The organism is Rhodococcus quanlei (assembly GCF_055231015.1).
In genome coordinates this window covers 69,863-82,657 of the sequence record NZ_JBUYWD010000027.1, presented here as the reverse complement: position 1 = coordinate 82,657, position 12,795 = coordinate 69,863, and the positions used below count along the sequence as shown (strand labels likewise).

Genomic DNA, 12,795 nt, shown 5'->3' with positions numbered 1-12,795 from the left:
GCGCCCACCAAACCCTGCGCAAATGGCTCACCAAACAACCCACCGCCACCACCCTGGCCGAGTTGCAGACCCAACTCGACACCTACCGGCAGGTCTACAACAATCGTGGCCACCAGGGCATCGGCGGAACAACCCCGCAACAACGCTGGGACGCGACAAATCCCGCCACGCCCACACCAGCACTACCCGGGCGGGCCGGCAGCGCCGAACGCCCCGTCTCGAGCACCGGCGTCATCCAATTCGACGGGCTGTCGATCATCATCGGACGCCGCTACAAGAACACCGACGCCGTCCTGCACTGGCAAGGCGACCGTGTCACCGTCATGATCGGCGACACGATCGCCCGCACCCTTACACTCGACCGCACGACCAGGTATCAGAAACTGTCCCGTAAGTCCTGAGACAGATCTGTCCTCGATGTCCTGAGACATGACAGGAGTCTCTGGACTCGCTGGCCACTCACAGGGGCGTAGCCCCAAAAAAGGCCCCCGGGGTGCATTCCCGGGGGCCTTTTTGTTGGGCTGCGGCCTCTAGTCGCTGTTGAAGTAGCTCAGCAGACGCAGGATCTCGACGTACAGCCACACCAGGGTGATGGTGAGACCGAGTGCCACACCCCACGCAGCCTTTTCCGGGGCCTGAGCGCGGATCAGCTTGTCGGCGGCGTCGAAGTCCAGCAGGAAGCTGAATGCGGCGATGCCGATGCAGACGAGGCTGAAGATGATGGCGATGGGTCCGCCGTCACGAAGACCGAAGCCACCGTCCGTGAAGAAGCTCGCGACCAGGTTGCCCAGGGCGAGGACGACGACGCCGATGAGTGCACCGACGATCATTCGTGTCAGGCGCGGGGTGACGCGGATGGCGCCCGTCTTGTAGACGACCAGCATTCCGAAGAACACACCGAACGTGCCGAGCACGGCCTGCCCGATGAGAGCACTACCGCCGGCGCCGCCGAACGAAATGTTGGTGAACATGAACGACAGCGCACCGAGGAAGACGCCCTCGACCACTGCGTAGGCGAGTACGACCGCCGGATTGTCCATCTTGCGGCCGAAGGTCGCGAAGAGGACGAGTCCCAGTCCGATCAGGCCACCACCGATGACGAACGGTGCGGCCAGGGCGTTGTTGCCCGAGACGAGGAAATAGGAGATCAACGCCGAGACGGACAGCACACCGAGGGTGATGCCGGTCTTCGTCACGACGTCGTCGATGGTCATCGGTCGCGTTTCCGAGCCGGTCAGGTAAGGCTCGGCCTGGGCGTACTGTGGTTGACCGAATTGCTGGGTGACCTGCGCGGCGCCTGCCGTTGCAGATCCGAACGAGGCGTATCCGCTGCCCTCTTGCTTGGGCAGGTTGCGGAACACCGGGTTACTGGTGGTGCGCACCGTGCACATCCCTTCTCATGCTCGCCTGGGCGATCCGGGCGGTTGTTCTGTACGTTCAACGTCTCGAACTCTGCCGCAGTTCCCGACTGCGCTCGGACAATTCGGACTCTACCGGTGTCGGTACGGCCGTTCCATACGAAGGTGCCCGAATCAACGACGCGAGACGGTCACCGTGAACTTCGCATTCCTGCCGACGACCTCGGTCTCACCGACCAACTCGGTCAACAGCCCGCGGTAGCCGAGGTGGGTGTTGTAGACGGTCCACATCCGACCACCGGGCCGCAGTACCCGTCCGGCTGCGGCGAACATCTTGCGCGCGGCGCCGGTGTGTACTGCTGCGCCGATGTGGAAAGGCGGGTTGCAGACGATCACGTCGCAACTCGCGTCGCCGATCGTGGACATCGCGTCGTCACGGAGGGCACGGACACGGTCGCCGAACCCGTTGGCAACCGCCGTTGCGGCTGCGGACGCGACCGCTGCGGCTGACTGGTCGGTCGCGGTCACGTGCAGGTTCGGGTTTGCCCGAGCCAGTTCCACCGCAAGAATTCCGGTACCGCAGCCGAGATCGACGGCGTCGCGCGCACCTTGGTTCACCTGCGGCAGGTAATCGAGCAAGAAGCGGGTGCCGATATCGAGTTTGGGACCGCCGAACACCGCCCCGTGTGCCACGACATCGATCGGGGGATGGTCGAGCGTGGCCCGCACCGGAAAGCTCGGCTTCACTTCGCGTCGCGGTCGGCGGACGGTGAGCACCCTCGACTTCTGACGCCCGAGCCCCGCGCGCACGTCGGAGAACGCGGTGCCGAACACCTCGTTCATCGCGGTCGTCATATGTTTGATCCGACCGCCCGCGAAGACCACGACGTCCGGGTGTGCGTGGCGTGCGATGATCTCGGCCTGTTCACCGAGCTCTGCGAGGCTGCGCGGCAATTGCATGAGAACCAGTCGGGCCCCCTCCACCAACTCGGGCTCCAACGCGAGCGACGTGAATCGGTCCGCCAAGCCGGACCGACCGGCATTCGCCGCCAACGCCTCTTCACCCGGCAGCCCATCTTGATGCACGCGAATTCCGCTCAACCCGTGCACGGTTGCACCGCCGAGCGTCAAGGCTCCGTATCGGTCGCCGATCACGACGACCGTGCCGTCCGGCGCAGCGGCAAGATCGTTCGCGGCCTCGTCGAGAATCAACCGGTCCGCCGCGTCCACTGCGAACAGGTTGGGTGCTTCGACGTCGGGAAATCGACGGAGCGTGGCGAACAGATCCTCGGGGTCCGGCATGCCTCAAGTGTCGCAGGCGCCGATTCGAGCAGACCGACAGCGCGTATGGGTGTGCAGCGATATGCTGGTTGTTGGAGTCCTTCCAGAAGGTGATCAGATGACGGATCCGCTCGGTATGCGACGAGATCCGGCAGCCGACACGGCCGCCGATCTGGCCGCAGAAGGGTTCGACGATGCCCACGAGATCGGGCGAGGCGGCTTCGGCGTGGTGTACCGCTGTCGGCAAAGTTCTCTGGACCGCACCGTCGCCATCAAGATCATGACATCGGACATCGGCGACGCGACTCGTGATCGCTTTCTTCGTGAGCAACGGGCGATGGGCAAGGTGTCCGGACACCCGAACATCGTCGAAATCTTGCAGACCGGAGTCACGCGATCGGGCCGCCCGTACATCGTGATGCCGTATCACCCGCACAGTTCACTCGAAGCGCGCGTACGCAAGCACGGTCCCCTCTCGTGGCAGGAGGCTTTACGCGTCGGAGTGAAGATGGCCGGAGCGCTCGAGTCGGCCCACCGGTTGGGGATGCTGCACCGCGACGTGAAACCCGCCAACATCTTGTCCACCGAGTACGGCGAGCCCCAGTTGTGCGACTTCGGTATCGCACGCGTGAAGGGTGGATTCGAGACGCGTCAGGGCGATATCGCGGGCTCTCCCGCTTTCACCGCACCCGAGGTGCTGCGGGGAAAGAGCCCGACCGCGCTCGCCGACGTGTACAGCCTCGGCGCAACATTGTTCTGCATAATCACCGGTCACGCCGCATTCGAGCGACGGTCTGGCGAGAAGATCGTGTCCCAGTTTCTGCGCATCACGACCGAGCCGATACCGGACCTGAGAAAAGAAGGGATCCCCGATTCGCTGTCGTCGGCCATAGAGAAGGCGATGGCCGAAGATCCTGCCGACCGATTCGCCTCCGCTGCGGAATTCGGCAGAGAACTACGCACCATCGAGCTGAACCAGGGGCTCGAGGTCGATGCGATGGCGCTTCCCGTCGCACCCGACGAGGGGATCGAATCGACGAGTTCCGAAGCCGTCCCCGCCACCCAGATCGCGACGAATTCACCGCGCCGCCGGGCGTCGGCGACGACGACCACTCCCCCGACGGCGGCGACGAAGTACCGCCCGCCCACCCCCACGCACACCTTGGTCCCCCGCACCCACATACTGAAAATGCTCCACAGCGGTGGGCGGCGGCGACTTGCCCTCATCCACGCTCCGCCGGGATTCGGGAAGACCACAGTCGCCGCTCAGTGGCGCAACGTCTTGATCGACGAAGGGGTACCTGTCGCCTGGTTGAGCATCGATCGTGACGACGACAACGTGGTGTGGTTTCTCGATCACCTCGTCGAGTCGATCCGCTGCGCGGCACCGTCTCTCGCGCGAGATCTGTGCCAAACCCTCGACGACCACGGTGACGAGGCCGAACGCTATGTGTTGACATCGTTGATAAACGAGATCCACGAGCAGCGGCTTCATCTGGTGGTGATGATCGACGATTGGCACGTGGTCCGCGATCCCGCGACGATCGACGCGTTGCGGTTTCTGCTGGAGAACAGCTGCCACCACCTGCAGGTGGTGGTCACGAGCCGCACCAAGGGGGCGGTGCCCCTCGGAACGATGCGAGTGCGCGACGAACTGGTGGAAATCGATGCCTCCACACTGCGTTTCGATACCGAGGAGTCACGCACACTTCTCGCGGAGCTGGGCGGCCCCGCACTGTCGAAGCAGGACGTCGCGCGTCTCGCCGACACGACGGACGGATGGGTCGCAGCTCTCCAGCTGGTCGGTGTGTCGCTACGCGACCGCGATGATCCGTCCGGGCTTATCGGCGGGATGACCGGGCGTCATCACGCGATCGGACAGTACCTCGCAGAGAACGTCGTCAGTGGGCTCGACAGCAGTCTCCTGGATTTCATTCTGGCGATCTCGGTTGCCGACCGCGTCTGTGCGAGTCTGGCCGCTGCACTCACCGGTGTGCCCCGCCCGCAGGTTCTGTTGGAGGAGGTGGAGGAACGGGACCTGTTCCTCCACGCGCTCGACGACGATCGGGAATGGTTTCGGTTCGACACGTTGTTCGCCGAATTTCTGCGGCGCCGGCTCGAGCGGGACCGTCCTGGTCGGGTCGAGGAACTACATCGGATCGCGGCCCGGTGGTGTGCCGAGCACCGATTCCACCGCGATGCCGTGGACCATGCCGTGTCCGCCCACGACGACGAATTGGCTGTGTCTCTCGTCGAGGCGCAGACCGCGTATCTCCTGGAACATTCGCGGATGACGGACCTGTTGGGGCTCGTGGCGAAACTCTCACCGGCCATCGTCGCGACTCGGCCGCGTCTGCAATTGGCGGTGGCGTGGGCGAATGTGCTTCTGCAACGTTCCGCCCCGGCCCGTACCGCACTCGAGACACTCCATTCTCTTCTCGAAACGATTCCGCCGGACCCGAGGATCGAACGCATGCGGACCGAGGCAAATGTCGCACGTGCCGTCATCGAGATCGCGGCGGATCGAGTCGACGGCGTCGACGCCCTGATCACCGAAGCTCTCGACAATCCGAATTCCGTTCGGCCGTGGGTGGTGTCGGTGGCAGCGAACGTGTCGAGCTTCGTCTCGATCGTGCAGTTCGACTTCGCGCAGGCTCGTCGTCGCCAGGACTGGGCCGCCGGAGTACATCAGCGAACACCCGGCTCGTTCGGGCTGGTGTACGGCCATTGTTTTGCAGGTATCGCCGCCACCGAGCAACTCGACATCGCCGCCGCCGAGGATCATTTCCGCATCGCACTTCAGACCGCCGAAACCACTTCCGGCGATCAATCGCATTCGGCGCGGCTTGCCTCGGCGATGTTGGGTGCGCTGCTGTACGAGCTCGGCGACATCGATCAGGCCGAGCGGTTGCTCGATGCAGGCTACGAGCTCGGCCCCGAAGGTGGCGCAGTCGATTTCATGATTGCCCAGTATGTGACCGGTGCGCGGATCAAGGCGCTGCGCGGCGACCTCGATGCGGCCGTGAAGCACCTCGACGACGGACTGGCCACCGCCGACACCCTTGCCCTGCCCCGATTGCGGGCGCGCATCGAGAACGAACGCTTCTGCTTGGACCTGCCGGCTGTCCCGCGAGACCGTCCTCGTCACGGAGCCGACCGCACTCCGAGGGTGGGTCCGTCCGAAATCGTCGAACAGTTGGAAGAGGCGACGGAGCTTCGCATCCTGCTCGGTTCGGAGCCCGAGATCGCATGCAGAAGGGCAGGTGACCGGATGGCGGTCATCGATGAGCACCGGCGTCCACTCGCACATCTACATGCCACCCGACTGCTCGCTGCATGCCAGGTCGCCGCCGGACGCACCGACGATGCCAAGACGACCGTGGCCGCACTGGCCGCCGTGTGCGCGCAGATCGGATTCACTCGCTACGTGGTCGACGGCGGGCCCGCCGTCGTCGACGTGCTCGCGCAGTTGCACGCCGACGCCAGGGCACATGCCTGGCGTTCGGAGTGGCCGTTCGTTCCGATGTCGTACCTGACGGAGGCGCTCCAACTCGTCGAGAAGATTTAGCGCAGGCTTCGTTGACCAATTCCAGAAAGCGTGGTGCAGTGTGATCGTGGACACACATCCTCAGTTGGCTGCACTCTTGCGCGGTGCATCGCTGCGGGTCACAGGACCCCGCGTGGCGGTGCTCGCCGAGGTGCAGAGACGTCCACACGCCGATGCCGACACGATCGCCACAGGTGTTCGGAATCGAATCGGTTCGGTTTCCACGCAAGCCGTCTACGACGTTCTCCGTGCACTCACCGAGGTGCGACTCGTTCGCCGGATCGAACCGGCCGGCTCTCCCGCCAGGTACGAGGCGCGGGTCGGCGACAACCACCATCACCTCGTCTGTCGGCGATGCGGGGTGATCCGCGACGTCGACTGCGCCGTCGGCGACACACCGTGCCTTTCACCGAGCTCCACACTCGGCTTCGAGATCGACGAAGCCGAGGTCGTCTTCTGGGGCCTGTGCCCCGAATGTCACACCGAAACCCCCTGACCCCCGAACCCCTATCGACAGTAAGCCCAGCAACAGCCAGCAACGAAGGGACACACTGTGAGCGAACACAAGCCCACCACCGGAGACAAACTCACCACCGCTGTCGGAGCCCCGGTTCCTGACAATCAGAACGTCGTCACGGCAGGCCCCCGAGGTCCTCAGCTGTTGCAGGACGTGTGGTTCCTCGAGAAGCTGGCACACTTCGACCGTGAGGTCATTCCGGAGCGTCGCATGCACGCCAAGGGCTCGGGTGCTTACGGTACGTTCACCGTCACCAACGACATCACCCGGTACACGTCGGCGAAGATCTTCTCCGAGGTCGGCAAGAAGACGGAGCTCTTCGCACGCTTCTCCACGGTGGCCGGCGAGCGCGGAGCAGCCGACGCCGAACGCGACATCCGCGGATTCGCCGTGAAGTTCTACACCGAAGAGGGCAACTGGGATCTCGTCGGTAACAACACCCCGGTGTTCTTCTTCCGTGATCCGCTCAAGTTCCCGGACCTCAATCACGCCGTCAAACGTGATCCGCGCACGAACATGCGCAGCGCAAACAACAACTGGGACTTCTGGAGTTCGCTGCCGGAGGCGCTACACCAGGTGACCATCGTGATGAGCGACCGTGGTATTCCCGCGTCGTATCGTCACATGCACGGATTCGGTTCGCACACTTTCAGTTTCATCAACGCCGACGGCGAGCGCTTCTGGGTCAAGTTCCACCACCGCGTGCAGCAGGGCATCAAGAACCTGACGGACGCGGAGGCAGAAGCCCTCGTCGGCAAGGACCGTGAGAGCCACCAGGCCGATCTGTTCGAGGCCATCGAGCGTGGAGACTTCCCGAAGTGGAAGCTCTGCGTGCAGATCATGCCGGAGGCGGATGCCGAGAAGGTTCCGTACCACCCGTTCGATCTCACGAAGGTGTGGCCGAAGGGCGACTACCCGCTGATCGAGGTCGGTGAATGGGAACTGAACCGTAATCCGGACAACTACTTCGCCGAGGTGGAGCAAGCCGCGTTCAATCCTGCTCACGTGGTGCCCGGTATCAGCTTCTCCCCCGACAAGATGCTCCAGGGCCGACTCTTCTCGTACGGCGACGCACAGCGCTACCGACTGGGTGTCAACAACTTCCAGATTCCGGTGAACGCCCCGCGTAACGCCGCGGGCAACTTTCACCGGGACGGCGCCATGCGGGTGGACGGTAACCACGGCGGAATGCTGCACTACGAGCCGAACAGTTACGGGAAGTGGCAGGAGCAGCCGCAGTACCGTGATCCGGCGCAGGCCGTCGGTGCGAGTGCCGACCGATTCGACTACCGAGCGGACGACGACAACTATTTCTCCCAGCCACGCGTGTTGTTCAACAACATGAGTGACGAGCAGAAGCAGGCGCTGTTCGACAACACCGCACGTGCCATCAGCGGGGCGTCGGAGGAGGTGGTGCAGCGGCACATCAAGAACTGCACCGACTGCGATCCGGCGTACGGCGAGGGCGTCGCGAAGGCCATCGCCACCCTGGGGTAGGCCGCTCCGCGGCCTGTGAGCGGTTTGCGAGTCTCTGGACTCTCACACCACTCACAGGCCGGGCCTGCGCTCACCCCCAGCGCGACTGGCCACCGTCAAGCGGAATCGTTGCGCCGGTGAGGTATCCGGCGTCGTCGCTCGCGAGAAATACGATGGCACGGCCGATGTCGGCTTCGGGATCGCCCACCCGCCCGAGGGGAATGCCTTCCACGAACTCAGCCGCTTGCTCCGGGTACTTGTTCATCCAGTATTCGAGCGCGGGGGTCTTCGCGTGGGGAGCAACGGCCAGCACCCGTATCCCATCCACACCCCACTCGCAGGCAGCAGACCGAGTGAGTGAACGCATCCCCTCCTTGATCGACCCGTACGCACCGTAGTTGCTCGCGTCCCACCGCACGGCCGCCGAGCTGACGAGGTTGATGATCGTTCCGCCTCCGCGAGCCTTCATATGGGGATGGCAGGCCTGCATAGTGCGCAGCGTCGCCAGCGGCCCGGTGGCGAAGGAGCGTTCGTATTTCTCGTCGGTCACCGAGAGAAGCGGCCCCGGTGTGCAGTCGTTGGCGTTGTTGACCAGGATGTCGACGCCCCCGAACTTCTGCACGGTTCGTTCGACAGCCCCGGCGATGTCCGCACGTCTGCTGACGTCGCACACTACGGGTTCGCTGCGAGCACCCAGCGCGGTCAGCATCTCGCACGTTCGATGCAACTTCGATTCGGTTCGGCCGGCGACTGCGATTGCCGCGCCCTCCTTGGCCAACGCCAGCGCTATCCCCTGTCCGACGCCCTGTCCTGCGCCGGTGATCAACGCGATCTTGCCGTCGTGTCTGCCCATCTCCGCTCCCGTTCCTCTGATAATCGGACTGTCGACAACGCCGTTCGGATCACGGCTTGCGGAACACGCAGTGGGTGCCGCCGTAAATTGCCGTCATGCACTTGTTGCAGTGGGTACACAGTCCTGGTTTGTGGTCCTGCGCCTGAATACGCCTGATGAGATCGGGTTCGCGTAGCAATGCCCGTGCGACTGCGACGAACTGGAAACCTTCGGCCATCGCGAGGTCCATCGTCTCCTTGCCGGTTATCCCCCCGAGTAACGCGAGAGGCATATCGACCGCAGCGCGGATCTGACGAGCGTCCTCGAGCAGGTAGGCGTCGCGGTAGGGGTACTCCTTGAGGAAGTGTTTGCCGACCATCTGAATGCCCAGTTTCGTCGGCTGCGGCGACGTCGCGGCGAACTCCCGAATGGGTGCCTCACCCTTGAACAGATACATGGGATTGAGCAGAGAACTACCGGCAGTGAGTTCGAGGAGATCCAGCGTCCCGTCCTGCTCGAGCCACTGCGCGACCTGGATGGCTTCGTCCACCCAGAACCCGCCCGGCACGCCGTCGTCCATGTTGAGTTTGGCCAGGATCGCTATCTTGCCCCCGACCGCATCGCGGACGGCCCGTGCAGTGTCGAGAAGGAACCGTGCCCGGTTCCGCAGTGACCCGCCGTACGAGTCCGTGCGCTTGTTGAGTTTCGGGCTGAGGAAGGAGCTGATCAGGTAGTTGTGGCCGAAGTGGATTTCCACGGCATCGAACCCTGATTGCACCGCGCGGCGGGCGGCCTCCGCGTGGGCCTCGGTGATGCGGACGATATCGGCGTGGGTGGCCGGTTTGGTGAGGTTCTGGGTGGTGATGCGGAACGCTCGGGACGGCGCGAGTGCCGGCGACCCGATGTACTTTGCTGCGGCGACAGGACCGGCATGCCCGATCTGTGCCGACACAGCAGCACCTTCGTCGTGGATAGCATCGGTGAGCTTGCGCAGACCTGGCATGGCCTTGTCTCGCCACGTGATCTGACCGGGAGCGGTTCGCCCGTCCGGAGACACAGCGCAGTAGGCAACCGTGGTCATCCCCACACCCCCTGCCGCCGGCCGTCGATGAAACTCGATCAGCTCGTCGGAGACCAGCCCCTTCCTCGTCAGGCCTTCGAACGTCGCCGCTTTGATCACGCGATTGCGCAGCGTGATCGGCCCGAGCTTGGCTGGGGCGAGTGGATCGACTTTCACGGTAGGTGGGTCGAGTTCTGTCTTCATGGGTACGTCCTCCAGCTCTGATTCGCGACCGAAGGTAGCGGCCCCCTCGTCCTGGATGCGACGTCGTTCCCGCTCAGTGGCAACTGAATCCGAATGACGGTGCCGGCGTGCGATCTTGTGACGGAACGAATGCGCAAAGGTTTGGTCGCACCCCGCGCATCAGGTCGTACCCATCCGGACGAAAGGTCATCCCATGACAGCCCCAACAGATCCCCAGCTGTTCCTGGACAAGGTGATGTCGCATCTCACCGGTCCCGGCGGAAGATTCGAACTCGTCGAGGGGGACGTACGCGGATCCACCATGCCCGTGATGAAGAATCGTGGCCGATCGGTGGGCGAACTGGTTCACGACTCCCGCCGGTGGGGCGAGCGCGACTATCTGGTCACCGCCGATCGTCGGCTGTCCTATGCCGAACACGCCGACGCCGTCGCAGCCCTCGCGACTGCGTTGCGCGACGAATACGGCGTCCGCAAGGGCGACCGGGTGGCCATCCTCGCCGCCAACAGTCCCGAATGGGTCATCACGTTCTGGGCAACTCAGGTACTCGGTGCCATCACCGTCGCAATGAACGGCTGGTGGGTTCCGCGAGAAGTCGAGTACGGACTCCACCACTGCACACCGACCGTCGTGGTGGCCGACGAGAAGCGAACGCGCATACTCGAGTCCGTCGGCACCGACATCCCTGTGATCGGTACGGAGACGGATCTGCCCCGCATCTTCCGCGAACACGCGAACGCCGAACTTCTCCACACCGAGGTCGACGAGGACGACCCGGCAGCGATTCTCTACACCAGCGGCACGAGCGGCAGACCCAAAGGCGCCTTGCACTCGCAGCGCAATATCCTCGCCGTCGTCGACTACCACCGTTTCAACGACGCGTTGATCGGCGCGTTCAGTGGGCAGCCTGCCGATCCGGAAACACCGAGCGGACTGCGCTACCTGTTGACCTCACCGTTGTTTCACATTGCGAGCCTGCACAACCTGGTGATCCCACGCCTGGCCACCGGCAGCGCCGTCGTCATGCATCAGGGTGGATTCGATGTGGATGCGGTGCTGAGCCTCGTCGAGCGAGAGCGGGTCACGAACTGGGGCGCAGTACCCACCATGGCATCGCGGCTCGTCGAACACGAGAACCTCGATCGGTACGACCTGTCGTCGCTGACTGCCTTCGCGCTGGCGTCCGCGCCGTCGTCGGTCGCATTCAAGGAGCGGCTGCGCGAGAAGGTGCCGTTTGCCCGCAATGCCTTGGTGGACAGCTACGGACTCACCGAGTGCAGCACTGCGATCGCGGTGGCCTCAGGCCCCGAGCTCGAACAGTTTCCAGGAACTCTGGGACGACCGATCATCACGGTGAACATGGAGATCCGTGACCCGTTCGGGGAATGGCTTCCCGATGGGGTGGAGGGCGAGGTATGCGTACGCAGTCCGTTCGTGATGCTCGGGTACTGGAATGACCAAGCGGCCACAGATGCGGCACTGGGACCGGACGGGTGGTTGCGTACCGGTGACTACGGGCTGGTCGAGAACGGACGGCTGCGACTGACAGGCCGTCGATCGGATCTGATCCTGCGTGGTGGCGAGAACGTGTATCCGACCGAAATCGAGCAGTGCCTCGACGAGCATCCGAGCGTGGTCGAGTGCATCGTGATCGGCATGCCACACGACGAACTCGGTCAGGAGGTCTCCGCTGTGGTGGTGATGCGGGATGGCGCCACGACGACCGATGAAGAACTACGCGACTTCGCATCCGAACGCCTGTCGCGTTACAAGGTGCCGACGCGCTGGCGTTTCACACGTGAGCTGCTGCCCCGCAACGCTACCGGCAAGATGATTCGCCGCAACATCACCGTCTGAAACCGAGATCTGTCACCGTGGCTCGGTATCCGATCCACGGTGACAGCGCTTCAGTGGCGCGACAGATTCACCAGGAGTAGATCGCAGCCCCGGCGAATGTCGTACTCCGCCTCGGATACCGTGGTGCGCCCGTTGAGGCAGGATTGGATCACGCCGAACCACAGCTGCACCATCAGTCGCAGCACCGTGGTGTCCTCCTCGGTGGGATTCTCGATCCCTGCCGCATCCAATATGATCTGCGCGAAAGCGCGGTCCACCTTGTCGGCATCGGGCACGACAGCAGAGTTGGCCGTGGTGGTGGACTGGATCATCGCGGTCGACAGCGCGGGACGCCGGAGCAACGCACTCGTGGCCTTGACCAGCACATTGTAGACACCGTCTTGTGGCGAGACACCGGACTGGGCGCCGGCAGCGAATCCTGCACCCATCCGGTCGATCTGGTCGACCATCACCGCCACGAAGAGGTGCGACTTGGACGGGAAGTAGCGATACAGGGTGCCGATGGCGACCCCTGCACGTTTGGCCACCTCGAGCATCTGAACGCGAGCCAACTCCTTTTCACCGGCCAGATCCGCTGCAGCTGCGAGTATGCGCAGGTGGCGAGCATGCTGCTCCTGCGAACTCGGTTCGGCCGCATCCCTGCCTTCGGCGATCCTCGGCACCGT

The 12,795-nt window shown here is 63.9% G+C and carries 10 protein-coding genes; 5 read left to right on the top strand and 5 right to left on the bottom strand.

What is annotated here, in order from left to right:
• A partial coding sequence (locus tag ACZI8Q_RS19185) for an integrase core domain-containing protein (RefSeq protein WP_463375164.1) occupies positions 1–401 on the top strand: 401 nt, incomplete at its 5' end.
• A 129-nt stretch (positions 402–530) separates the two neighbouring features.
• Here ACZI8Q_RS19185 and ACZI8Q_RS19180 read toward each other — a convergent pair.
• Positions 531–1,382 carry a Bax inhibitor-1/YccA family protein gene (locus tag ACZI8Q_RS19180; protein ID WP_463375163.1) on the bottom strand — a complete coding sequence of 284 codons (852 nt, stop codon included), beginning with the start codon at positions 1,380–1,382 and terminating at the stop codon, positions 531–533.
• A 150-nt stretch (positions 1,383–1,532) separates the two neighbouring features.
• Complete coding sequence (locus ACZI8Q_RS19175) at positions 1,533–2,660, bottom strand: class I SAM-dependent methyltransferase (protein WP_463375162.1); 1,128 nt, start codon at positions 2,658–2,660, stop codon at positions 1,533–1,535.
• A 97-nt stretch (positions 2,661–2,757) separates the two neighbouring features.
• Between ACZI8Q_RS19175 and ACZI8Q_RS19170 the strand changes: the two genes are divergently transcribed.
• From ACZI8Q_RS19170 to ACZI8Q_RS19160, 3 genes are read left to right on the top strand one after another with little or no spacing between them, the layout of a single operon-like run.
• Positions 2,758–6,207 carry a protein kinase domain-containing protein gene (locus ACZI8Q_RS19170; RefSeq protein WP_463375161.1) on the top strand — a complete coding sequence of 1,150 codons (3,450 nt, stop codon included), beginning with the start codon at positions 2,758–2,760 and terminating at the stop codon, positions 6,205–6,207.
• Between the two features lie 46 nt (positions 6,208–6,253).
• Positions 6,254–6,682: a Fur family transcriptional regulator gene (locus ACZI8Q_RS19165; RefSeq protein ID WP_463375160.1), complete on the top strand. Its 429-nt coding sequence runs from the start codon at positions 6,254–6,256 to the stop codon at positions 6,680–6,682.
• Between the two features lie 57 nt (positions 6,683–6,739).
• Positions 6,740–8,200 (top strand): catalase, encoded by a 1,461-nt coding sequence (locus tag ACZI8Q_RS19160; protein ID WP_463375159.1) that lies wholly within the window; start codon positions 6,740–6,742, stop codon positions 8,198–8,200.
• A gap of 70 nt (positions 8,201–8,270) precedes the next feature.
• Here ACZI8Q_RS19160 and ACZI8Q_RS19155 read toward each other — a convergent pair whose 3' ends face one another.
• Positions 8,271–9,032, bottom strand: coding sequence for an SDR family NAD(P)-dependent oxidoreductase (locus tag ACZI8Q_RS19155; RefSeq protein WP_463375158.1), 762 nt, complete (start codon positions 9,030–9,032; stop codon positions 8,271–8,273).
• A gap of 49 nt (positions 9,033–9,081) precedes the next feature.
• Positions 9,082–10,275, bottom strand: a complete 1,194-nt coding sequence (locus ACZI8Q_RS19150) for an NADH:flavin oxidoreductase (protein ID WP_463375157.1) — start codon at positions 10,273–10,275, stop codon at positions 9,082–9,084.
• Between the two features lie 193 nt (positions 10,276–10,468).
• Between ACZI8Q_RS19150 and casG the strand changes: the two genes are divergently transcribed.
• Entirely contained in the window at positions 10,469–12,130 is a 1,662-nt protein-coding gene (gene casG / locus ACZI8Q_RS19145; protein ID WP_463375156.1) for a steroid-24-oyl-CoA synthetase, read from the top strand.
• Between the two features lie 50 nt (positions 12,131–12,180).
• Here the strand turns inward: casG and ACZI8Q_RS19140 are convergent, their stop codons facing one another.
• Complete coding sequence (locus tag ACZI8Q_RS19140; protein ID WP_463375155.1) at positions 12,181–12,792, bottom strand: TetR family transcriptional regulator; 612 nt, start codon at positions 12,790–12,792, stop codon at positions 12,181–12,183.
• Positions 12,793–12,795: the final 3 nt, after the last annotated feature.

Coding starts and splice junctions, on each gene's coding strand:
- ACZI8Q_RS19175 (WP_463375162.1), bottom strand. CDS start 2,660: ATGCCGGACCCCGAGGATCTGTTCGCCACGCTCCGTCGATTTCCCGAC.
- ACZI8Q_RS19155 (WP_463375158.1), bottom strand. CDS start 9,032: ATGGGCAGACACGACGGCAAGATCGCGTTGATCACCGGCGCAGGACAG.
- casG (WP_463375156.1), top strand. CDS start 10,469: ATGACAGCCCCAACAGATCCCCAGCTGTTCCTGGACAAGGTGATGTCG.
- ACZI8Q_RS19170 (WP_463375161.1), top strand. CDS start 2,758: ATGACGGATCCGCTCGGTATGCGACGAGATCCGGCAGCCGACACGGCC.
- ACZI8Q_RS19150 (WP_463375157.1), bottom strand. CDS start 10,275: ATGAAGACAGAACTCGACCCACCTACCGTGAAAGTCGATCCACTCGCC.